The sequence below is a fragment of the Dyella jiangningensis genome (assembly GCF_003264855.1).
GTDB lineage: Bacteria > Pseudomonadota > Gammaproteobacteria > Xanthomonadales > Rhodanobacteraceae > Dyella > Dyella jiangningensis_C.
Genome location: NZ_NFZS01000001.1, coordinates 768,912 through 792,518, shown reverse-complemented (window position 1 = coordinate 792,518; position 23,607 = coordinate 768,912). Strand labels below are relative to the sequence as shown.

The 23,607-nt window shown below is 58.5% G+C and carries 18 protein-coding genes; 10 read left to right on the top strand and 8 right to left on the bottom strand.

What is annotated here, in order from left to right; translation table 11 throughout:
- Window positions 1-98 precede the first annotated feature (98 nt).
- From CA260_RS03485 to CA260_RS03470, 4 genes are all read left to right on the top strand, one after another.
- Window positions 99-509, top strand: a complete 411-nt coding sequence (locus tag CA260_RS03485; protein ID WP_425479722.1) for a DDE-type integrase/transposase/recombinase — start codon at window positions 99-101, stop codon at window positions 507-509.
- 416 nt (window positions 510-925) lie between these two features.
- Window positions 926-3,238 (top strand): glycoside hydrolase family 99-like domain-containing protein, encoded by a 2,313-nt coding sequence (locus tag CA260_RS03480; protein ID WP_172461706.1) that lies wholly within the window; start codon window positions 926-928, stop codon window positions 3,236-3,238.
- 9 nt (window positions 3,239-3,247) lie between these two features.
- Complete coding sequence (locus CA260_RS03475; protein ID WP_111981038.1) at window positions 3,248-4,384, top strand: glycosyltransferase family 4 protein; 1,137 nt, start codon at window positions 3,248-3,250, stop codon at window positions 4,382-4,384.
- 120 nt (window positions 4,385-4,504) lie between these two features.
- Window positions 4,505-5,446, top strand: a complete 942-nt coding sequence (locus CA260_RS03470) for an NAD-dependent epimerase/dehydratase family protein (RefSeq protein ID WP_111981037.1) — start codon at window positions 4,505-4,507, stop codon at window positions 5,444-5,446.
- Between the two features lie 21 nt (window positions 5,447-5,467).
- On the opposite strand, the gene CA260_RS03465 is transcribed toward CA260_RS03470, so the two are convergent.
- Window positions 5,468-6,703 (bottom strand): acyltransferase family protein, encoded by a 1,236-nt coding sequence (locus CA260_RS03465; RefSeq protein ID WP_111981036.1) that lies wholly within the window; start codon window positions 6,701-6,703, stop codon window positions 5,468-5,470.
- 439 nt (window positions 6,704-7,142) lie between these two features.
- On the opposite strand from CA260_RS03465, the gene CA260_RS03460 reads away from it, so the two are divergent.
- A complete protein-coding gene (locus CA260_RS03460; RefSeq protein ID WP_146745276.1) occupies window positions 7,143-7,976 on the top strand; it encodes a class I SAM-dependent methyltransferase in 834 nt (277 codons plus the stop codon).
- A 108-nt stretch (window positions 7,977-8,084) separates the two neighbouring features.
- On the opposite strand, the gene CA260_RS03455 is transcribed toward CA260_RS03460, so the two are convergent.
- From CA260_RS03455 to CA260_RS03430, 6 genes are all read right to left on the bottom strand, one after another.
- On the bottom strand, window positions 8,085-9,626 hold the full coding sequence (locus CA260_RS03455; RefSeq protein WP_146745275.1) for a hypothetical protein: 1,542 nt from the start codon (window positions 9,624-9,626) through the stop codon (window positions 8,085-8,087).
- 96 nt (window positions 9,627-9,722) lie between these two features.
- Window positions 9,723-10,430 carry a glycosyltransferase family A protein gene (locus CA260_RS03450; protein ID WP_111981033.1) on the bottom strand — a complete coding sequence of 236 codons (708 nt, stop codon included), beginning with the start codon at window positions 10,428-10,430 and terminating at the stop codon, window positions 9,723-9,725.
- Window positions 10,430-12,862: a glycosyltransferase family 4 protein gene (locus CA260_RS03445; RefSeq protein WP_172461705.1), complete on the bottom strand. Its 2,433-nt coding sequence runs from the start codon at window positions 12,860-12,862 to the stop codon at window positions 10,430-10,432. The genes CA260_RS03450 and CA260_RS03445 overlap by 1 nt, the downstream gene beginning before the upstream one ends.
- 328 nt (window positions 12,863-13,190) lie before the next feature.
- The gene (locus CA260_RS03440; protein ID WP_111981031.1) at window positions 13,191-14,558 is read right to left on the bottom strand and encodes an ABC transporter ATP-binding protein; all 1,368 of its coding nucleotides are present in this window, start codon (window positions 14,556-14,558) and stop codon (window positions 13,191-13,193) included.
- A complete protein-coding gene (locus tag CA260_RS03435; RefSeq protein WP_111981030.1) occupies window positions 14,548-15,378 on the bottom strand; it encodes an ABC transporter permease in 831 nt (276 codons plus the stop codon). Before CA260_RS03435 ends, CA260_RS03440 begins: the two co-directional genes overlap by 11 nt.
- Window positions 15,379-15,427: 49 nt before the next feature.
- The gene (locus tag CA260_RS03430) at window positions 15,428-16,594 is read right to left on the bottom strand and encodes a trans-sulfuration enzyme family protein (protein WP_111981029.1); all 1,167 of its coding nucleotides are present in this window, start codon (window positions 16,592-16,594) and stop codon (window positions 15,428-15,430) included.
- 219 nt (window positions 16,595-16,813) lie between these two features.
- On the opposite strand from CA260_RS03430, the gene rfbB reads away from it, so the two are divergent.
- The 5 genes from rfbB to CA260_RS03405 are packed head-to-tail and all read left to right on the top strand — an operon-like array spanning window position 16,814 to window position 21,649.
- Window positions 16,814-17,863, top strand: coding sequence for a dTDP-glucose 4,6-dehydratase (rfbB, locus tag CA260_RS03425; protein WP_111981028.1), 1,050 nt, complete (start codon window positions 16,814-16,816; stop codon window positions 17,861-17,863).
- Window positions 17,860-18,747 (top strand): glucose-1-phosphate thymidylyltransferase RfbA, encoded by an 888-nt coding sequence (gene rfbA, locus CA260_RS03420; RefSeq protein WP_111981027.1) that lies wholly within the window; start codon window positions 17,860-17,862, stop codon window positions 18,745-18,747. The genes rfbB and rfbA overlap by 4 nt, the downstream gene beginning before the upstream one ends.
- Entirely contained in the window at window positions 18,744-19,301 is a 558-nt protein-coding gene (rfbC, locus tag CA260_RS03415) for a dTDP-4-dehydrorhamnose 3,5-epimerase (protein ID WP_111981026.1), read from the top strand. The genes rfbA and rfbC overlap by 4 nt, the downstream gene beginning before the upstream one ends.
- Window positions 19,298-20,233 carry a dTDP-4-dehydrorhamnose reductase gene (gene rfbD, locus CA260_RS03410; protein WP_111981025.1) on the top strand — a complete coding sequence of 312 codons (936 nt, stop codon included), beginning with the start codon at window positions 19,298-19,300 and terminating at the stop codon, window positions 20,231-20,233. The genes rfbC and rfbD overlap by 4 nt, the downstream gene beginning before the upstream one ends.
- Before the next feature lie 3 nt (window positions 20,234-20,236).
- Window positions 20,237-21,649, top strand: a complete 1,413-nt coding sequence (locus CA260_RS03405; protein ID WP_111981024.1) for a mannose-1-phosphate guanylyltransferase/mannose-6-phosphate isomerase — start codon at window positions 20,237-20,239, stop codon at window positions 21,647-21,649.
- Window positions 21,650-21,710: 61 nt separating this feature from the next.
- Here the strand turns inward: CA260_RS03405 and glmS are convergent, their stop codons facing one another.
- The gene (gene glmS, locus CA260_RS03400) at window positions 21,711-23,540 is read right to left on the bottom strand and encodes a glutamine--fructose-6-phosphate transaminase (isomerizing) (protein ID WP_111981023.1); all 1,830 of its coding nucleotides are present in this window, start codon (window positions 23,538-23,540) and stop codon (window positions 21,711-21,713) included.
- Between the last annotated feature and the right edge of the window lie 67 nt (window positions 23,541-23,607).

Sequence of the window (23,607 nt, the reverse complement as noted above, 5' to 3'; positions counted from 1 at the left end):
CTTCTCGAGAGCGTTCAGACTTAAGGTTCACGCCATTTCTGGCTCGGTGTACTCGAAGCGGGGCTTCGGTGTGACCCACTGCCGACGGACCGAAGCGACTGAGCCGAATCTGCTCGATCGACAACCCCAAGGCGAACGCGCCGAACCAGAAGTGGGTCGCCGACTTCATGTGCTCGTGGACGAGCGAAGTCCAGCGGTATGTCGCTATGGTGCTGGGTCAGTGTCCGCTTCGCGTCGTCTGGTCGATGCAGTCGTGGATGACGGCGCAACTGGTGCCCGACGCGCTGGTGAAGGCTGTATGGCGTCGACCCGAGCCGGCGCTGCATCATTCGGATCGTGGCAGCCAATACACCAGCACTCGCATTGAGCACCTGCTCGGCGAGCTTGACATTATCCTCAGCAAGAGCCGCTCGGGTAAATGCCGGGACAACTCGGCGATGGAAAGCTTCTTCAAATCGCTCAAGACCGAACGCACTGACGCCCACGCGTATCGAGCCGGCTCAAGGTAAAGGCCGATGTGTTCGACCACATCGAACGGCGCTACAACAGCAAACGACGCCACTCGACCATCGGCCACATCAGTTCAATACAGCTCGTGCAAGAGCCAGCGCTAGTTTTAGGCCGCGTCAACTAAATGAGCAGCAGTCCGCATCATCTCCGATAACTGCTGGTAGACAGCCTGGCAGAGGCCTCACCTGCAAATGTTATCTCCAAGGGGTCAGACTACTTCCGGCTGCCCAGTGGCCGCTTCCAGGGCAGCCCTACCTTTTTATCTCCCTGTTCGATGCCCATCCCCGGCGCCCCTCAGGCAGCCGTCATACTCGATTTCCAAGGCCCGAGCGGGTTTTATTCAGCCAAAACAGGGCTTCAGCCTATTTGGCTCCGCCATGATCCATGGGATCATGGGGAGCTAGGAGACCTGATCATGACCACGCGTTCACCAGCCAATGCCAGCGATTTTCTCAGCCGGTTAACACGGGGGATGCGTCTTCGCACCGTAAACATCGTCGACAGGATCTATCGTTGGACGCCGCTGGCCCCGGCAAAGAAGCTGGCGGTCAAGCGCGTGATCTTCACATACACCGGAAAGGTGTTCGAGCGCACAGGCGCCTACCAGCGCTGGGCGGCTTATGAGCGCACACATGCGCCATGCCCAACGACAACGTCTGCGGAAAAGGGTATCTACTCCACCGCATCGCACGCGCACAATATCCTGTGGCGTGCTGACGGCACTCAGGAGTGGCTCGATTACCGGGACGTCCGCGAGCGCATCGACGCTACCTTCACGGAGCAACGCCTGTCGAAGAGCCCCAAGAAAGTTGCTGTCCTTGACTTCAGCCAGCAATCCCCGGATGCCTCAGCCAACGGCATCCGCCTGCCAGTTCCCTCCGAGTGCCCGGATGTCACCATCTTGGTGCCCGTGTACAACCATCTCACGACGACGCTGGAATGCCTGGCCTCCATTGCAGAAACCGCGAGAGATGCGGGGCCGTCGTTTGAAGTCCTGATTGCCGATGATGCTTCTACGGATGAGAGTGCTCGGGTACTGGGCGCGATTCCTCACGTTCGCATTGTCTCCCAACCCGAAAATCTGGGCTTTCTTCGTAACTGCAACGCCGCATCGAAATTTGCCAAGGGGCGCCTGCTCGTCCTTCTGAACAACGACGTGCAGGTAACAAAGGGCTGGTTGTCAGCGCTTGTCGCGTGCATCGATGGCTCCGCAGATATCGGGGCTGTTGGTCCACGCATTGCCTATCCAAATGGCTGGTTGCAGGAGGCTGGCACGACTTTGCACGCCGACGGCACTTCCGAAATGGTCGGTCTCAACGACCTTCCGGACTTGCCTCGATACTCGTACGAGCGGGACGTGGACTATTGCAGTGGTGCTTGCCTGCTCGTGCGTAGGGAGGATTTCGAACGACTGGGCGGTTTCGACGAGACCTTTGCTCCCGCGTACTGTGAGGACTCTGACCTTTCCATGCGGTTACGCGCCGAAGGCAAGCGCATCGTCTACTGCCCAAATGCAACCGTTCTCCATCACTTGAGCCGTACGTCAGACGGTTTGGAGAGCGACTACAAACTTCGCTGCATCTCAACCAATTTGGCCAAGTTCACCTCCCGCTGGAGAGCCGAACTTGATCGTATGGACGATGTCCGCACCATCGCCTTCTATCTCCCGCAATTCCATCCGTTTCCAGAGAACGACCTGTGGTGGGGCCCCGGTTTCACTGAATGGACGAATGTCACCAAGGCACAGCCAAATTACGTCGGTCATTATCAGCCTCGCCTGCCGGCGGACCTTGGCTTCTACGACCTGCGCGTTGCCGAAGCGATGGAAATGCAGGCCGCCCTTGCCCGACGGTACGGCCTGGGTGGCTTCTGCTATTACTACTACTGGTTTGCCGGGCATCGGCTACTAGAGCGGCCTCTGGAAAACATGCTGAAAACCGGTCGCCCGGATTTCCCATTCTGCCTGTGTTGGGCCAATGAAAACTGGACGCGTCGTTGGGATGGCCAAGAGCATGATGTGCTCATGGCTCAGAGTCATTCCGATGAAGACGATGAAGCTGTCATTCGCGACCTCATTCGCTACTTCCGCAGTCCCAATTACATACGGATCAACGGCAAGCCCCTCATACTGGTCTATCGCATAACGCTGTTCCCCGATTTCGCTCGCACCGCCGCCATCTGGCGCAAAACCTGCCGTGAAGAAGGCATTGGCGAAATCTACATCGCCCAGGTGGAGTCGTTTGAGCTGGTCTCAGCAGGCACCCATCCAAGCGAGCTTGGTTGCGATGCGGCCGTGGAGTTTCCCCCGCAGGGCATGGCCGAGCCACGACCCGTCTCCACGCCGCTGTTGAATGCTGACTTTCAGGGCGCAGTGGCTGACTATCGCGACATCGCCGTGCGCTATGCAACGCGTGAACTGCCCCCCTACAAACGCTTTCTAGGTGCGATGCCGGGCTGGGACAATACTCCCAGAAGGCAAAACAACAGTTACGCCTTTGACAACGCTACGCCTGGGGCATTTCAAGCGTGGCTGGAAACGACGATTGCCCGCACTAAGCAGCAATACACAGGTGATGAGCGGCTCGTCTTCATCAATGCGTGGAACGAATGGGCGGAGGGCGCCTACCTGGAGCCCGATCGTCGCTTCGGACATACCTTCCTGGAAGCACTTCGCAATGCCCGGGATTACGACCGCCTCATTCGAAAGACTCGTTATTCACTCGGGTAAGCGCACACCATGACAGATATTTCCACGTGTCTTGTGGGACACCCGTTTGCCCCCATCGGCAGGGGCGAGGACGTGCGATGCACCTTTCGTGCACTGCGCTCCGTGGCCGTTCGGCCAGGCGTCCTTGATCTGTATCGAATCAATCGTCCCGACTCGGATGTGCTGGAGGAACTTCAACCTTTCCTCACCACCAGTCCCGGCAAGCTCAATATTTTTCATCTGAACGGTGATGAAATTGAGCAAGCACTGGAGACGCTGGGCGACAGGCTGCCTAACGATTCATACAACATCATCTATCCCGCATGGGAGCTGAGCCAGTATCCCAGTGCCTGGGCCGAGCAGCTTAATCGCGTCGATGAGATCTGGGCTCCGACCCAGTTCATCTTCGATGCGCTCCGTCCGGTTATCAACAAACCACTTATACGCATGCCCCTGGCCTGTGAGGTGGTACTTTCATCGTTTCGATCGCGACGCTACTTCGGCATTCCCGAGTCAAGCTACGCATTTCTGTTTTTCTTCGATTTCCGTTCTTACGCTGCTCGCAAGAACCCTGGCGCGGTTATCAAAGCCTTCGAATTGCTCCGCAGGCAGAGGCCAACCGCTGACGTGTGCCTTGTCATCAAGACGCACGGTAGCCACGCTGCGCCGCAGGCACTGGCGGCACTGATTGAGGCAATTACCCCGCTTCGGGATCGTGTGGTCCTGGTCGACCAAGCCATGACAGACAACGACACGAAGAATCTGGTCCACTGCTGCGATGCCTTTGTGTCCCTGCATCGTTCCGAGGGTTTCGGTCGCGGCCTAGCGGAAGCCATGTACCTCGGCAAACCAGTCATAGCGACCGCCTACTCCGGGAATCTCGATTTCATGGACAGCGACTGCGCTTATCTCGTCGACTACAACCTGGTACCCGTGAAGCCGGGTGAATATCCCCATGCGGAAAATCAGGTATGGGCCGACGCCAATGTCGAACAGGCCGCTGGGCATATGGTGACGCTTGCAGATTCACCTGATCAAGGGCGCCAACTAGGTAGGCGCGCCAGCCAAAAGGTCCGCGATAGCGTTGGCCACCGCGCCACCGGCATCCGGTACCGAGATAGGCTTGATGAACTACATTCAATTATCGCCTCCTGGCAACCTGTGTGAGAACTCATGTTTTAATGTCTCACCGCCACCATTAGTGGTGCTGACTGTCCAGCAAGCGGGACCAAGGGGAACGCCGCCCGGTCCATGGCTGGTCCCATTTTCGTGAAGAGGTAGAACCTGATGAAGGCAGTGATTTTCGGTGGCGGCGGTTTTATCGGCTCGTCCATTGTGGACCGCCTGCTTGCTGATGGCCATGAGCTGCGTATCTTTGAGCGTCCGCGGGTCGAGCCCTATCGCTCCTTTCTTCCATCCGAAAAGGTCGAGTGGCTGACGGGTGATTTGCTCAGCCAGCATGAGGTGGCCGAGGCCGTTGATGGCATGGACGCTGTCGTCCATCTCGTATCATCGACTCTTCCGAAAAGCTCGAACGACGACCCCATCTACGACGTCCAGAGCAACTTGGTAGCAACGCTTCAGATGCTGAACGCGATGGTTCAAAAGGATGTGCGGCGGATTGTCTTCATCTCTTCAGGCGGCACTGTGTATGGGAGTCCCGTCTACCTGCCCATTGACGAGAACCATCCAACTGAGCCACATGTTTCATATGGCATTACTAAGCTAGCCATTGAAAAGTATCTGCTCATGTATCAGAGGATGTACGGAGTCAAGGCCACTATCCTCCGCGTCACCAATCCTTTCGGCGAACGGCAGCGCGTAGAAACAGCACAAGGAGCAGTGGGTGTATTCCTGCACCGGGCGCTAAATAATCAACCCATCGAAATCTGGGGCGATGGAAGCGTCACGCGCGATTATATCTATGTGCGCGACGTTGCTGAGGCCTTCGCCAGAGCGATCCGCTACGAAGGTCCTCACAGCGTATTCAACGTCAGCTCAGGACGAGGTACAGATCTCAACGAGCTCATCAGCTTGATTGAGCAAGTGATCGGGCACGACGTTGAGCGTCGTTATCTACCTTCTCGGCCTTTTGATGTGCCGACCAGCGTCCTTTCGCCTGAACTAGCACTTCAGGAACTGGGCTGGGCACCTCGGACCTCGCTGAAGGAGGGCCTTGCATCGACGGCTCAATGGATCTCTCAGAAGATTGAGCATGTCCCTCACTGAGCGTATGACGCGGCACGGCCATCAGGAATGATCCGGCTCAGCGACGAGTAGCCCCAACTCCGGCACAGGCTGCCCTGCTGGATCCGGTGACCCTACGGCGATAGCGACGTTGCCGCTACGCACGTCCGAATGCCCCATGCGTACATCGCGCAGCTTGATGTACGGTTGTTCCACAAGCAGATAGGTCAGATTTGCGAAGGCGTAGTAGAAAATGGCCAGTGCGATGTACAGCAACGCGGTTCGGTGTAGCGAATCTGCCACCCAGCCAAACTGGTCCATGATTCCTAGCACCAGAGTCAGCATGCTGATATGGCCCAAGTAGAGGGAGTACGACACCTTGCTGGTGTGCGAAATAAAGACATCGAGCACCGAAAGCCCGGTCGAACGCAGCTTACTAGCTGCCGGCACCATGCACGCGATGCTGAACGACAGCAACGGGAGATAGGCCGCCTGGGCCCATGCGCTGGCCGGATTGAAGTAGTGAATGACCGACAGGATCATGTAGAGCAGCGCAAACAAGCCAAAGCCCACCCACCAGAATTTTACGCTTCGCTCAAAGAAACCCGGGTAATGAATGCGCATATAGGCGCAAAGCACGCCCATAAAAATAGAGTCGAGTCGACAGACCACTGTCTGGCGAATATAGCCATCGTAACCAGGCCAATCGGTGAGGTGGTGCCCGATCACCAATCGACTCGCCAGCGGAACGAGCAGGAAAACCAGGGCCGTCGCAAAAATCGCCTTTCCGTCAGACTTGAGCAACCAATGAAATGTCAAGAAGACGACCGGTAGTAGGAGATAGAACCACTCTTCAACCGCCAAGCTCCACGAGTGGGTGAAGAATGGCGGGATCTGCCACGCAAAATTCTGCAGGAACGCGAAGAACGACCAGACCTGGCGAAGATCACCCGGGCCGTGATAATCAAATCGCAAGTACACCAACAGGAAGAACATATAAAGCGGAAGCGTTCTCGCCCAGCGTCGCTTCCAGAAATCTAGGATGTCCGTGGGGTTATGCAACTTGCCCGAAGCGACGGAGCGCAAAAGGATATGCCCGATCAGGAAGCCGCTTAGTACGTAGAAGATTTCCACGCCGTAAACAGCCAGGGGAGCAATGTAACGAACCATCCAGACCGGCGCCTTGCCATGATCCAAGCTATGGCCGGCAAGCACCGATAGCACGGCGATTGCGCGCAGCAAGTCCAGACCAAATACACGGGCACTCCCCCCACGGGCCGGGGTCGTCGACACCATCATATTGCATTCCCAGATTCGAGATAAAAAAGCGCTCGCCCTACGGAGCAAACGCTGCAAAGCGCACGTAATGGAGCGTCCTCAGAGCACTGAATGGCCAAGCCTGTCGCCGGACAATAGCCTCCCCACCAACACCGTAAAGGGCCGTGTCGGCTCCGAATTGTAGCCGGTTAACCGGCCTGTATTGACGCTTGGTCGCAAGATTGCATCTTGGCGAATGACTGGCATTGCAAGGACCCCGTCAACTTGGCAAGGTAGTCGGGCAGTACTGAGACGCTCAACCAAACATGACGTCTATCGTGCCCTGGCACCTTCTCGCTGACCAGGGCGCGACTGTCAAGGCCGTGGGCGAGACCAGGGATGCTATCCCAATATGGCTGCCCAGCGGGTTCCGAAACGATCAGTCGAGGACTAGTCAGTGGCGGATATAACTTGGGAAGACATGATTTCCATCAATTCACGCGCGGAGACACGCGGCGAGAACGTGGGAATCGCACGTGACCACCTGGGGCAAGACACCGGTGAAGTTCCTTGGGATCGCTCTCGCATTCCCCTCGAAGCAGCCCTCGAGGCCGACACCTATCCCATCCCATCGACAGAGCAACGGGAGGGCTACTACGGCCCCAATCACTTTAATTATTGGGCATCCGGCCTGCGTGACTACTGCCAGTTGATGGAATGGCTAGAACGCAAGGGCGCACGGCATGGGAGCCTTCTGGACATAGGTTGCGCCACCGGGCGATTGATCCGCCATGCGAACAAGGACTTCCCGGAAGTCATCGGCTGCGACATCAACCGCGCACATGTCGACTGGGTCGGAAGGAATTTGCGCCGTGATATCAAGGTCTTTCAAAACACCAGCGTGCCAACCCTGCCACTGCCGGACAATAGCATCGACGTCGTCACTGCATTCTCCGTCTTCACGCATATCGAGTGCTTCGATACAACCTGGCTCATGGAATTACGCCGGATACTTCGTCCCGGCGGCATCGCCTGGCTGACCATCCACGAAGAGCGCACATGGCGCGAAATGACCCCCGCGTGGCCCATCTACGGAGCGCTCATCGACCACCCGGACTACGTGGCCGCCAAAGACAGCCCCACGTTGCCCAACGACAGGACGGTCTTTCGTTGGCATACCGAGCGCTCGTACAGCTCGAACGTGTTCTATACGCAGAACTACATCAAGGACATCTGGGGCCGCATCTTGTCGGTCAAGGACATTTTTCCAGCCATTCCTTTTTTCCAGGAAGTCGTCGTTCTGCAGAAGGAATGATGCGATAGTCTGAATCAGGCACAGTCGCATCACGATCAATCCGCAGGACCATTTCCTAAATGCCGTGCCGTCCAGGCACGGCGAGAAAGCGGGCAATGGCAATGTCCTTCAAACGCCCTGCGTCGACTCGGACGAGTGACCTTCGAACTCCAACAAGCGTGCCGCAAACGCCTTGGCCTGCAATTCCCAGGCCTGCCGTTGTGATTCCAGCCAGGCGTTGCCCTCTTCGTACTTCTTCAGTGCCACAGATAGCTCGGCTATGCGCTGGTCCCGGCTTGCTGCCAGTTTCTCCCACGCATCGCGCTGAGACTCCAGCCACGTGTTTCCATTGAGCAGCGCGTCATAGGCCACCTCCAGTTCCGTCAGGCGACCGCGCACCTCCGGCAGGGCCGGGTGCTGCGCCCGATCGAACTCTTTGACCAATGCGGAAAGTTCGGCGATACGCTGCTCCCGGATTGCGGCCAACTTCTCCCATGCGTCGCGCTGGGACTCGAGCCATGCCTGTCCTTCCGAGAGCGCTTGATAGGCCGACTCGAGTTCGGCCACGCGACTGGTCAATTCCGCCGAAGACGTGTACCGAAGCTGCTCGCTTACCTTTATCGACTCAGTAAGCTCAGCCACATGTTGCTCTCGGCTCTCGGCCAGCTTTTCCCATTCATCGCGCTGGGATTCGAGCCAGGCTTGTCCTTCCGCGAGCTTCTGGTAGGCCGACTCCAGCTCAGCGATCCGGGCCACCGCTTCTGTCGGAATAGTGTGCAGCAACTCCTCGTTGCGCTCCTCCAATCGATCGATGTAAGCAAGGCTGCTCTCCATGCCGGAGAGATATCTGTCGACCTCAAGGAAGAGTTCGTAGATCGTCGAGTCGCCGTCAGAAATCGCGTCACTGGCCATGCCTCGCAGCGCCGCATAGACATGCCGGAGTTGGACAGGCACGTCGTCGCCGGCAACATCGAGCTCGTCGACGGTGTGGTGCTCATGCTGCAATTCCGGGCTGAGAAAGTTTCGGGTGTAATCGAGAAACGCGCTCGACTCTTCGTTCAGGGGCATATCCAGGCCAGCAGCGATCCGGCGCAGCTGCACCTCCGGATCAGCCATCATCCGTTCATAGCTGACTACGACCCGGGGCAACCCGCAGGTATCCAAGAAACTGGGCACGACGTGCCTTAGCCAAAGCAAATGGCTGCGAAACTCGGCGAAACCATTTCGACGCTTCAGCGATGCCGCAACGCTGAGTGGATTGCGCACCACCAGCACATAGTGCACATCAACGCCAAGCTCCCGAAAAATCGGCTGCCAGAACGGCAGGAGCCTAGTCAGACGCGGATCCTTGAGGCCAAACGCGGGCACGTCCTTGAGTTTACCGATCAGGAGCTCCATGGCCTGCAATCGGAACTCCTGCATCTTGTCCGCATCGATCCTGGACCATCGATACGGGCTCAACGGGCACCAGCTGACATCCAGTGCCGACATGATGTCTTGGTTGATCGACAGCGTATCTGCGTCTTCCCAGAATCCCTTGTCGTTGTCACCGGCCACGGCAGGAACGAGTGCATCCCCCAGATCCACCCCCAAGGTCTGGAGCGAACGAGTGACTGCACTCGTACCGCTACGGTGCATACCCAGGACAACAATCAATTTCTTGTTCTGCATCTCTTGCATACGTAGTTTTGCCGCTTGCGAAAAGTGGTACCAGGCGGGGTGGCGACTGATGTACAACCCATGCGCAATCTAGCTCACGACGGCAGATCAGACCGTGAACAGCACCATGTCTGTTGGCCACGGCACTACGTCACTGCTGTTCGCTCTGGCGCTTTGGGAACCAAGGCGCCGACGCTTCATGTGAACCGTATCCTGCACTGGCTTATGCGGGTAGCCCTTGGACAAGGTCAAACAGTTCCAGTGCCAATCCTCATGCCCATATCCGGTCGAGAGCTCATTCTTATGAAACGGAATATCCTGGAAGATGTGCCGTGGCGCAAAAGAAAGTGCGTCCCAGTAATTACCTATTTGCAAGTAGCCAGGATCAAAGTCAGGGTGCTCGGAATCCACATGCAGCCAGTATGCGCGCTCACGCCCAAAGATCATGTTGAGTTGAGAATGCGCAATGACGTCCCGGTTTTCACGCACGCAAAGCGCGTGAGCTGCCGCAAGCCAGTTGAAGCTCCATAAGTCATCTGCGTCGAGGAAAGTGACAAAGTCTCCCGTTGCTTGCACCACGCCATGATTCCGCGCCAAACCAGGATCACCAAATTCAGTAGTGAATAAGGTTCCGCCCCAAGACTTGGCGTCCACGAACATCTCTCGAGTCAACGCACTGGGACGATCTAGGATGACAATGGGCTCAACAGAAATGCCCTGGCCACGGGCGAAGTCAATCGCTTCGCGAAAACTCGCTATGGACGGGCCGCTAAGCAGACCTTCCGAGTGGCCCGTCAAAATGGCTGAAATCTGCATCAAACCGCACCCTCGTTGTTCAAAACTTCAGAGATCTGCTTTACATACGACGCCATGCTATGGCGTGCACGGGCACGCTCCCGAAGCTTCACGGCCCGCGCCACGCGCTGTGCGGGCGAAGCCAGCGATTCTCGAATGGCCGACACATAGGCATCAATACTGCGCACTTGGTTCACCGGCCAGCCCGTTTCCTCATCAATGAGTTCGGGCACCCCGCCAACTGCGCTTGCGACGATGCTTACGCCTCTGTGAGCCAATTCGACAAGAAGGGTTGGCATGCCCTCCCATTCGGAGGTGAACAGCCATAAATCCGCATCATCCAACGGCAGCTCATCGTATGATGAGAACCCCTCATGAAGCTTCAGGTTGACAGGGGTTTTTTCATGATTCGGCGGCGCATCCAGAAGCGCCGAACCCCAACAAAGGAAATCGACGTCTGGCATGGCCTTCGCGATCTCTTGGACAAGGTCGAACCGCTTTTGACGATCAAGCCTTCCGGCCCACAAAACTTTCCAGCGACGTCGATGTTTAGCCCGCCCCACGCTTACTTCCACCATGGCTGGCCCGATGACGTCAGTCTTCGCGGGAGAAAAGAGTGGAATGATCCGATCACGGATGGAGGCAGGAGGCCGGTAAATGCCGTCCAACTCGTTCTTCAAATACACCGTGTCCGTGAAGATCGCGCTGAGATTGTGCGCGGTCTCGGGGAAAAATTCGCTGGGATAACCTGCACGAAAGCCGCGCGGTGTGTGGTCCCAACAAAACAGGTAGGAATACAAATGAATGCTATTTGATAGCCGCGAACCAAATCGAGCCAGCGTGTCCCAACACAGGCGACTGTTGACATTGACCACCCGCGTCGGCGCGAGCCCCATCAGCATGCCGTATAGCAACAGTTGCGCGTCAATGGGCGGCAGACATTTGAAGATGTCCGACGCATCAATGACGCTCACACCGTGTGGCACCCATTCCGGGCGATCGAAATGAGGCTGATCCGTACGCACGATGAGTACGGACTCGTCCGGGCGGGCGTCGCGGATGGCTTGGCTGATCTGGCAGGCAACGAGGTCCGCACCTCCCGTTCGAATCCACGGCACGCAAACGACGGTATCGTAGTGAGCCTGCAGCAACCGTTCGCGCAGAGCGCGCCGCGCCATGTCACGTGCATCATGAAAGGGCGGGACAAGTACATCGCTAATATCCTCCGGGTCACCGATAGCGGGCTCGATGCGAACGGCCCGCCTCATGGTCTCCCCGAATGCGGAGGAGCGGAAGATGTCGTCGACTACTTTTGCGTAATGGGATACGCGCTGATAGACGCCATCCAATTCCAAAGACTCGCCGCAGGATGAAAGGAAGTACTTCCAGTTGTTGATACGCGCTTCACGATCATTTCCCTGCATCATGAGTTGCGCAATTACCGGGCGAGGAGCGCGAGTCGAACGACGGCCTTCGAACACGCCATTCTTGATGAAGTGTTCGAACCCCCAACAGAACGATGGGTCTATATCGGGATTCTGCTGATAGTAAGCAGCATCGTCGAAATTGGCGGTGGGTACGAGGCGCAGATCAAACCCGGCGCGAAGGTAGTGCTGCAGCAATGTTTCGCCCGGCTGCCGCACGATTCCCCGATTCCACAGGACGCGCTCGTAATAGCTTTCCTGGAAAAGTGGGCCCGGGGGTGCATTCTCGGTCCATGCGAGCTCAAGGAAACCTATGAACTTCTCTATCGCATCACTCCCCGCGTTGGACAGCAACGAACTGTCTTCATAGGGACTGTACAAGGCCGCGAGTATGGCCACTTTTGCTCGGCCAAATCGTTCCCACCACGGCCGCATCGCAGCAACCAGTCGCTTGTACTGGCCGTACGCATCGGCGGGCACGTCTTTTCTTGCCCAATAAAGTGGTTGCAGCTCGGGCAAAGGGGAGTGACCAGATGCCAATCCACGCTTAAGGTAAATCGCGTAGGAGGTCAGATCCTTTTCGTCAAACTCACGCTCGATCGTACCTATGTACCACTCATCGTCGAAGAATGGGTTAGGCATTCTCCCTTCTGCAAAACCATTGGACAGATAGTGATTGAGCGGTTCGACCGATGCCTCCATCACGTCCTTGTAGTGATAAAGGTACCATCGGGCGTCGAAGAACGCGCTTGGCGACCGACCCTCTCGCCAACCGTTGTTGAGATAGTGATCCAGTGGATCAACCCCATGACGCGCAACATCCTCATACATCGACAGATACCAGCCCCGGTCGAATAGTCCGGAATCCGCTAGCGATATGCAGGCCAGCCCCTCACCGCCCCCTGCGCGGCTCTCATCTGTTCTCACAACCATTCCCTCTACATCAGCCCCAGACGCATTTGCCCGCAGTTTGCCTTTAACGCTGCGCACCAGCCGCTCTAGCATTCTGCCAAGTGTTGAAAATTGCATACCATACCTTGCTTCAAAAGCGTACCGAGGCGTTACCGGTCGAACTTGAGCGATGAAAATCGCTCGTTTAGGCGCCCACGCGGCTCCATACCGTGCCGGGCACTGCAAATTCATCTCAGGGAAAGCCGGCGTCTAGCCATGCCATGTCCGCGCACCAAATGCGGTTATGACGGCCATCCGCCGCTAGCGAGCGTGCCTAAAAACAAGTCTAGCCCAGGCTTACGTGTGCGGCTTTACTGAAATAATTGAACGAATAAGCTGAACGCGTACAGGTAAAGGGCGGGGAGTCTACTCCTCCCGTTGCTGCCAACGCTGCGGGACAAGCCTGTCAGAATTCAACCGAAGGGCTAATCTCGAAGTCCACCATTGCAGTGGCCAGACGCTGGGGATCAGGCATCACCCGGAACATCGCCACGTCGATCTGCCGGTTGAGGTAGACCTCGCCATCCCCCACCCTGCCGAGCACTCCGGCATTGAGGAAGTACGCACCAGGAGCCATCAAGCAACGGAACTGGAAACGCACGGTCAGGACACTCCCCCCTTCAACCAACGGCAAGGTGTCCTCGAGTGTGGCGGACTGCCCGCCTCCCAACTCGAGTCCGGTCACACTCTTTATCAACATGCCGAAACGCACGGCCTCGGCCGCCACATGAAAGCGCACGTTGTAGACGTATGTATATCGGTTACCAGACTTCAGGACATTGACTCGACGCCCACCGAGGGTCTCGATGTGAGCATCCTCGATGACTGCGCCCAGGTCCTCATAAGAAAGCGTGCTTTTGGGCACGAGTCCCTCGTCTAGGTAAGCCTCACTATCGTCGTCCGCAACCGTCGCACCACCGGGGACAGCTTCGATCCTCGCGTCGCCGTCAGACGAATGCGCCGCGCTCAGGGAGTATGGGCTTTCGTCTTCGTGGTTGCGAATCGACTCGCGGATCGCGGCAACGCGTTCCGCTGGCGCATATAGCATCTTGTGATATCGCGACACCACGAACTTTGGCGCGCCTTGAAGCAAGAGCTCACCGTGATCCAGCAGCAGTGCTCGATCACACAGCTCGGTTACCGCGCCAGCTGAGTGAGATACAAAAAGCACAGTGGCCCCAGCATCCCTGATCTTGTTAATGCGCGCGAAGCATTTGCGCTGAAAAGCTTCATCGCCAACTGAAAGTGCCTCGTCGACAATCAGGATTTCCGGATCGACGTTGATAGCAACCGCAAATGCCAAGCGCACATACATGCCGCTCGAATAGCTCTTTACAGGCTGCTCGATAAACTCGCCAATCTCCGCAAATTCAGCGATTTCGTCAAAGCGTTCGCGGATTTCTTCTTGAGTTAGTCCCAGCACTGCACCGTTGAGGTACACATTCTCGCGACCGGTAAAGTCGGGGTTGAAGCCCGACCCGAGTTCCAATAGTGCAGCGATGCGCCCTTGCACCTCCACCGTTCCGCTTGTGGGAGTGAGAGTGCCGCAGATCAACTGCAACAGCGTCGATTTGCCCGAGCCATTTCGCCCGACGATGCCAAGCGTTTCGCCACGAGCGACGGAAAGGTCGACGCCCTTAAGGGCCTGAAACTCCCGGAACCAGCGCTGTTTCGGGCCAGGCGCCACCATTTGAAGTAGGCGATGATACGGCTTGTCATAGATCGGGAACGACTTGCTCAGGTTGTTGACGCGAATGGCGCATTCAGAGGACATCGCCAAAACCCTTACGCGTTGCTTTGAACCAGGCGTAGCCAACGTATGACACGAAAAGTCCCCCAAGGGCGTAGAGGAACAACCCCAGCCAGTTCGGGGAATGCCCCCAGAGCCCAACCTCACGCGCCTGATCGATGATAAACGTCAGGGGATTGAGCTCGAAATAGAAGCGATATCGCTCGGGCACGGCCGACAAAGGATACATCGCCGATGACAGAAACAAGAGAGCCGTCGCGAGCACTGGGGTTATCTGCCCGATATCTCGCAAATAAACACCAAGCGCGGCCAGTAGCCAGGATATACCTAGCGTCAGCAGGATCAACGGCAGCATCACCAGCGGCAGATAGACCACTGTCCAAGCGATCGTGCCCTCCATGGCAAGCCTTAGGAGTATGAATGCAAGCACATTCATGAGCGAGTGAAACAATGCCGAGAGCAACATGGACCAGGGCAAGATTTCCAAGGGGAAGATCACCCGTTTCACGAAGTTAGGCTGCGACGTGATGAGCGAAGGCGAACGATTGAGGCACTCGGAAAAAAAACCATGGACGATGAGCGCAACGAACAAGATCACCGAGAAGTGCGTGTCTGTGCCGTTAGTCTGAGGCCAGCGACTCTTCATGATGAAGCCGAAACCAAAGGTATAAACCCCCAGCATCAAAAACGGACTTATGAGCGACCACAGCAAGCCGAAACTCGCGCCGCGATAACGCCCAAGAATGTCGCGCTTGGCCAGCTCGATGGTTAATGATCGATGTTCAATCAGTGCGGAAAATGGGCCTCGCAGTCGCTTGCCCGCCGCTTCAATCAATGAACTCATGTAGCCAGAGTTTCCCTGCTGTACTTATCGAAATGACTTAATGACGAAATCAGGACAGAGCAACGGAGAGTTCCGCCCTGAGATCTTCAACATCCTCCACACCGACGGACAGGCGAATGAGACCATCGCTGATGCCCAACCGCTTTCGATTGGCTGCAGGAACCGAGGCGTGAGTCATGACGCCGGGGTGCTCAATGAGGCTTTCGACGCCACCCAGCGATTCGGCCAGTGCGAACAGATGGCAGCGCTCAAGCATACGACGCGCCTTGCGCAGACCACCATACACCTCAATGCTGATGATGCCTCCAAAACCGTCCATTTGCCGGCGGGCCAGTGCATGCTGTGGGTGGCTCTTCAGGCCAGGGTAAATCACACGATTGACGGCCGGGTGCTTTTCCAGCCATCGCGCGAGCTCCAGCGCGTGCTCGCAGTGAGCTTGCATGCGCAAGTGCAGCGTCTTCAGTCCGCGCATGGCCAGGAACGAATCGAACGGACTCGCCACCGCACCCACCGAGTTCTGCAGGAAGCCCATGCGTTCCTCGAGGACAGGGTCATCGCCCACCACCACAATGCCGCCGACCATGTCGGAATGGCCATTGAGGTATTTCGTCGCTGAATGAAGAACCAGATGCGCGCCGAACTCAAGTGGGCGCTGCAGCATGGGAGAGCAGAACGTGTTGTCAACGACCAAGATCAGCCCATGCTTTTTCGCGAATGCGCCAAGTTTGGCAAGGTCAACCAACTTGAGCATCGGATTGGTCGGCGTCTCCGCCCAGATCATGCGTGTATTCGGACGAAGAGCCGCCTTTAGCGCACCCAGATCATTGAGGTCTAGGAAACTGAAATCCAAGCCGGCGGAATGGCGACGGACTCGCTCGAAGAGGCGGTAGGTGCCACCGTACAGATCGTCCATCGCAATGACATGACTACCGCTCTCGAGTAGGTCGAGTACGGTGCTCGCCGCCGCAAGGCCAGAAGCGAATGCATAACCGGCCCGCCCTCCTTCCAGGTCAGCCACGCAGCGTTCATAGGCCATTCGGGTGGGATTTTGGGTGCGTGAGTACTCGTAGCCCTTGTGAACGCCCGGGCTGCTTTGCACGTAGGTCGACGTCGCGTAAATGGGCGTCATGATGGCGCCGGTGGCCGGGTCCGCATGCTGCCCAGCGTGGATGGCCCGAGTACCCAGGCCGAACGGGGTGGTGGTCTTTTTCGCCATGAATTCCGCCAGTTATGAGTCGACAACACGTTTTTGGGACATGGCCGACAATGATCCCCTACCAAAGCTGTCGGGACCGGCCCGGGCCGTGGCAAACCTGCCACTTCCTTACCGCGAAAACCGTTCAGCATAGGCTTGTGGGCCGTCAAATAGTAAGCTTTTCCTTCAGTTGAGTCATGACACAACCGCGGTGCACCACCATGCCGCCATCAGGGATCTATGAAGACATTGCTAGTAACCGGCGGAGCCGGGTTCATCGGGGCCAATTTCGTGCTTCAGGCCGTGCGCCAGGGGAACCGGGTGATCAATCTGGACAAGCTCACCTATGCTGGCAACCTGAGTACCCTGTCCTCGATCGGGGCTGACACCAGGCACGTTTTCGTGCAAGGGGATATCGGCGATCGCACGCTATGCCGGCGGCTGCTGGCCGAACACCGCCCCGATGCCGTGGTGAATTTCGCCGCCGAATCGCATGTTGATCGCTCCATTGATGGACCCGCCGCCTTCGTCGAAACCAACGTAGTAGGCACGCTCGGGCTGCTTGAATGTACCCGCGACTACTGGCGCGAACTCGAAGGCCAGGCACGCGAATCGTTCCGTTTCCTGCACGTATCCACCGACGAGGTCTACGGTTCGCTCGGCGCCGAAGGCAAGTTCAAAGAAACTACCGCCTACGCCCCGAACTCGCCCTACTCTGCTTCTAAGGCAGCGTCCGATCATCTGGTGAGGGCGTTCCACCATACATATGGCCTGCCAACCGTCACGACCAATTGCTCCAACAATTACGGGCCATATCAGTTCCCCGAAAAGCTCATCCCACTGATCATTCAGAAGGCGTTGGCCGGCGAGCCGCTGCCTGTATACGGCGACGGCCTGAATATCCGCGACTGGCTGTACGTAGGCGACCATTGCTCTGCAATCCAGCGGGTGCTGGAAGCTGGACGCATTGGCGAGACCTACAACGTCGGCGGCAACGCAGAGCGCGAGAACATCACGGTCGTGAAGACCATTTGCGCACTCATTGATACCCGACGGCCACTTGCCAGTGGCCATGAGCGCGAATCCCTGATCACGTTCGTCAAGGATCGCCCGGGCCACGACCGCCGCTATGCGATCGATTCGAGCAAATTGCAGGATGAACTCGGCTGGCGCCCGTCGCAAACCTTTGAAAGCGGCATTGAACTCACTGTCGACTGGTACCTGTCGAATCATAGTTGGACGGACCGCGTGCTCGATGGCAGTTACCGTATGGAGCGCCTCGGCGTATGACCACCACCAAGGGCATCATCCTTGCCGGTGGATCCGGCACCCGGCTTTATCCAATCACCCAGGCCGTCAGCAAACAGCTGTTGCCTGTCTATGACAAGCCCATGGTGTATTACCCCTTAGCGACTCTGATGCTGGCTGGCATCAGGGAGATCCTAGTGATCAACACGCCACACGAGCAGGCACTGTTCCAACGACTGCTCGGCGACGGCTCGCAGTGGGGTATCAAGATCAAATATGCCGTGCAGCCATCGCCCGACGGCCTGGCGCAGGCCTTCGTGATCGGTCGCGATTTCGTGGGCACCGACCCAAGCTGCCTGGTGCTCGGCGACAATATCTTCTACGGCGTTGGCCTCACCGAACGGCTGCGTCGCGCAGCGTCCCGCGAGCACGGTGCGACCGTGTTCGGTTACTGGGTGCGTGACCCCGAGCGCTACGGCGTAGCCGAGTTCGATGCAAGTGGCAAAGTCATCGGCCTGGAGGAAAAGCCAGCCAAGCCCAAATCCAGCTATGCGGTAACTGGACTGTATTTCTACGATGGCCGTGCCTGCGAGTATGCCAGCCAACTGAGACCGTCGCCCCGAGGAGAGCTCGAGATCACCGACCTCAATCGTTGCTATCTGTCCGACGATTCGCTTCACCTGGAGCAACTCGGTCGAGGCTACGCTTGGCTGGATACCGGCACGCACGAATCACTAATGGAAGCCGGCAATTTCATTCAGACCATCGAACACCGTCAGGGCCTGAAGGTGTGCTGTCCCGAGGAGATTGCCTTCCTCAGCGGCTGGATCAACGCCGAGCAGTTGTTGCAGCTGGCAGAACCTCTTTCCAAGACTGGCTATGGTCAATATCTGCGCAACCTCACCCAGCAGGGCTACGTGGCATGAAGGTGATCGAGACTACCCTTCCTAGTGCCATGGTCATCGAGCCACAGGTATTCGGTGACTCGCGCGGTTTCTTCTACGAGAGTTACAACCAGGCGAAGTTCCACGAGGCCGGCATTACAGGCGCGCTCGTGCAATCCAACGTTTCGCGGTCGGCCAAGGGCGTGTTGCGCGGGTTGCACTATCAATGGCCAAACCCGCAGGGCAAGCTGGTAAGCGTGCTCGAAGGCGAGGTTTTTGACGTCGCCGTCGACATCCGACGCGGCTCACCCACCTTCGGTCGATGGGAAGGAGTCGTGCTGACGGCGGAAAATCATCGGCACTTCTGGATACCGGAGGGTTTCGCCCACGGCTTCTGCGTGCTGTCGGAGTTCGCCACCTTCGCTTACCAATGCACAGCGCTGTACGACCCTATCGCCGATGCCGGCGTGCGCTGGAATGACCCCGACATTGCTGTGGACTGGCCCATCAGCCATCCATTGCTGTCCGGCAAAGACGAAAAGGCCTTGCTACTCAAAGAGGTTCCTCAGGACAGGCTGCCGGAGTACCAGCGTTGAGGATCGCCCTGCTAGGCGCCAATGGCCAGCTAGGCCGCAGCTTCCTTCGTGACGGTGGGCTGGCGGCTCTTGGCACGCTGTTTCCGGTTTGCCGCAACGGCCAGCTCATCGACGGTGGCGAAGGCGAGGCAGGGGACCTGACCTCTCCCTGCCACCTGTGCGAACTGCTGGATCGTCTTCGTCCAGACGTAATCGTCAATGCCGCGGCATATACCGCTGTGGACAAGGCGGAACTAGAAGAAGGCCTCGCGACTCAGGTCAACGGCACCGCCGTCGGCGCGATCGGTGAGTGGGCCGCGCGTCACCATGCACTGGTCGTGCACTATTCCACCGACTATGTGTTCGACGGTTCATCCCAACGCCCGTATGCAACGAACGCTGTCACTTCGCCACTGGGAGCCTATGGTCGCAGCAAGCTCGCCGGCGAGCAGGCGCTGCGCGATAGCGGGGCGCACCACCTCATCTTCCGCACGGCTTGGGTCTATGCCCCGTACGGGAACAACTTCCTGCGCACGATGCTGAGGCTTGGCGCCGAGCGAGACCACCTAAAGGTGGTTGCCGACCAGCATGGCGCACCGACCTCCACGGCCTTGATCGTGGACGGCACCCTGATCGCACTGCAGCGTTGGCTTGCCGCCAACGGTGTCGAGCGCGAGGCGCTTGAGGGCATCCATCATCTAGTTGCCAGTGGTGCGACCACCTGGCACGGCTTTGCCTCAGCCATCTTCGAACAGGCCGCCGATGCGGGTCTGCTCTCGTGCAAGCCCGATGTGCAGGCCATAGGCACCACCGACTTCCCGACGCCTGCCAGGCGCCCGGCCTACTCAGTGCTGGACAACTCGGGCTTTCAGCGGCAGTTCGCGGTTACGCTGCCCGACTGGGATGAAGGGCTGGCCCAAGTCATTCGCGAACTTGCATCCAAAGGATTGTGAACCATGTTGATTCCACTGATTCTCAGCGGCGGCAGCGGCACTCGGCTGTGGCCTGTGTCGCGCAAGAACCTGCCTAAGCAGTTCCTGTCGTTGACCGGACAGGGAACGCTGTTCCAGCAAACCGTCGCACGCACTCAGCAGTTACCCGACGCTGCCTCGCCGGTCGTGGTAGCTAGCGAGGATCATCGCTTTCTTGCCGCCGAGCAGCTGCTCGAATCCGGGATCGAAGGCGCCACCATCGTGCTCGAACCGGTCGCGCGCAATACCGCCCCGGCAATTGCCCTGGGTGCTCTACAGGCAATCGAACGCGATCCGGAGGCAATCCTGCTGGTGTTGCCGGCAGATCACCTGATTGGTGACGCCAAGAGCTTCACTGACGGGGTGGCAGCCGCCTTGCCCGCAGCCAACGAGGGCTGGCTGGTTACCTTCGGCATTCGCCCGGACCGCCCTGAAACCGGTTTCGGGTACATTCGCCGCGCCGAGGCAATCACTGATGGCGCTTTCCGCGTAGCCCAATTCGTCGAGAAGCCCGTCCTCGCCACGGCGCAGTCGTATTTGGACGATGGCAGCTACGACTGGAACTCCGGCATGTTCATGTTCAAAGCCTCCGTATACCTGGAGGAACTCGGACAGCATGCGCCGGATATGCTCGCGGCAGTAAGTGCCGCCCATGCCTCGGCCAAATCGGACCTCGATTTCGTTCGCATTAGCACCGATGCTTTTTCCAAGGTGCCGGACAACTCCATCGACTACGCCGTGATGGAGAAAACCCAGCGCGCCGTGGTTATCCCAGTGAAATGCGACTGGAGCGACATTGGCTCATGGTCCGCGCTGTGGCTCGCGGGTGCGCGTGATGCACAAGGCAACCTCCGCGAAGGCGACACCATCGCCGTCGATACTTGCAACTCCCTGCTTCGCTCGCATGACCATCATCTGCTGGCAACTGTCGGCGTTCATGACCTGATCGTGGTCAGCACGCCGGACGCCACCCTGGTGGCCCACCGCGATGCGGCTCAGGACGTCAAGCGCGTGGTAGACGAGTTGAAAGCCGCTGGGCGCCCAGAGCATTCCCTCCATCGTGTGGTTCGCCGTCCCTGGGGCAGCTATGACTCGCTCGAGTCGGCAGATCGATTCCAGGTCAAGCGCATCGTAGTCAAGCCAGGCGCAGCACTTAGTCTGCAGAAGCATCACCACCGCGCCGAGCATTGGATCGTCGTTTCCGGCACCGCCGAAGTAACTTGTGACGACCGGGCCTTTCTCCTCGGCGAAAACCAGAGCACCTATATTCCACTGGGTAGCGTTCATCGCCTGCGCAATCCTGGCAAAGTGCCACTCGAGATTATCGAGGTGCAATCAGGCAGCTATCTCGGCGAAGACGATATCGTCAGGCTGGAGGACGCTTACGGGCGATCTTGAACCGCTTGAGCCATAGGACATCAAAACAATGCCGCGCAATCGCGCCGCATTGTTTTGAGCATTACTCCACCGTCACCGACTTCGCCAGGTTACGCGGCTGGTCCACGTCGGTGCCGCGCAGCACGGCCACGTGGTAGGCCAGCAACTGCAACGGAATGGTGAATACCGCGGGCGCGATGAAGTCGCCGCCGCCGTTGATGCGCAGGGTGACGCCGCGGGTGCCGTTGCCTTCGAGGCTGGCTTCGCCGTCGGCGAAGACGAGTAGCTCGCCGCCACGGGCGCGCACTTCCTGCAGGTTGGACTTCAGCTTGTCCAGCAGCGGGCCGTTGGGCGCCACGGCAATGACCGGCATGTTTTCGTCCACCAGCGCCAGCGGGCCATGCTTGAGCTCGCCGGCCGGGTAGGCTTCGGCGTGGATGTAGGAAATTTCCTTGAGCTTGAGCGAACCTTCCAGTGCCACCGGGTACTGCACGCCGCGGCCAAGAAACAGCGCGTGCTGGCGGTGGATGAGGTGCTCGGCCAGTTCGATGACCTGGGGCTCGAGCTTGAGCGCGTTCTCGATGGCGCGCGGCATATGCTGCAGCTGGGTGCACAGGTCGATGTAGCGTGCGCGGTCCAGGCCGCGCTGCTGGGCCAGATGCAGCGTCATGAGCGCCAGCGCGGCGAGCTGGGTGGTGAATGCCTTGGTGGAAGCCACGCCGATTTCCGGGCCGGCGCGCGTCATCAGCTTGAGGTCCGCTTCGCGAACCACCGAGGACTCAGGCACGTTGCAGATGGCCAGCGTGCCGAGATAACCGCGACGGCGCGATTCGCGCATGGCCGCCAGCGTGTCTGCCGTTTCGCCGGATTGCGAGATGGCGACGAACAACGTGCCATCGGGCACCACGGCTTCGCGATAGCGATACTCGCTGGCCACTTCCACCGCCACCGGCAGGCGCGCGTGTTCTTCGAGCCAGTACTTGGCCACGAGGCCGGCGTGATAGCTGGTGCCACAGGCGATGATGTGCACGCCGCGCACCTTGGACAGCATCTCGTCGCCATCGACGCCGAAGATGGCCGGCAGCACGCCATGCGGCCCGATGCGCGCTTCGAGCGTGGCGGCCACGGCGTTGGGCTGCTCGAAGATTTCCTTCTGCATGTAGTGGCGGAATTCACCTCGCTCCACCGCATCCGCGGAGAGCTCGCTCTCGTTCACGGGGCGCTCGACGCGGTCGCCGTCGAGCGTGTAGATGGTCACGCTGTCGCGGGTGATATCCGCGACATCGTCCTCATCGAGATAGATGATCTTGTTGGTGACCTGGATGAGCGCCTGCGCGTCCGAGCCCAGGAAGTGTTCGCCGATGCCCACGCCCACCAGCAGCGGCGCGCCATGGCGCGCGCCCACCACGCGCCCGGGTTCCTTGCTGCTCACTACGGCGATGGCGTACGCGCCTTCCAGCTCGCGCACGGTCGCCAGCACGGCTTCGCGCAGGCCCAGGCCGGCTTCCATGTGTTCGTTGATCAACGCGGCCATCACCTCGGTATCGGTTTCCGAGGTGAAGACATGGCCGCGCGCCTGCAGGTCCGCCCGCAGCGTCGCGTAGTTCTCGATGATGCCGTTGTGTACCAGCGCCACGCTGCCGGCCATGTGCGGATGCGCGTTCGCTTCGTTCGGCACGCCGTGCGTGGCCCAGCGCGTGTGGGCGATGCCGGTGCTGCCTGGGAACGGATCGGCCAGGTACAGCGATTCCATCTCGCGCACCTTGCCCTTGGCTCGCACGCGGTGGATCTCGCCGCGGTCGAGCACGGCCAGGCCGGCGGAGTCATAGCCACGGTATTCCAGCGCCTTGAGTCCGACGATAAGCAGCGGTGCCACGTCACGTTGGGCGGCGGCAGCAACGATTCCACACATACCTCTTACTCCTTCGAAAGGGCGCGAATATCCCATCGCGGGCAGCGACTTTGGACGCGCGCGATTT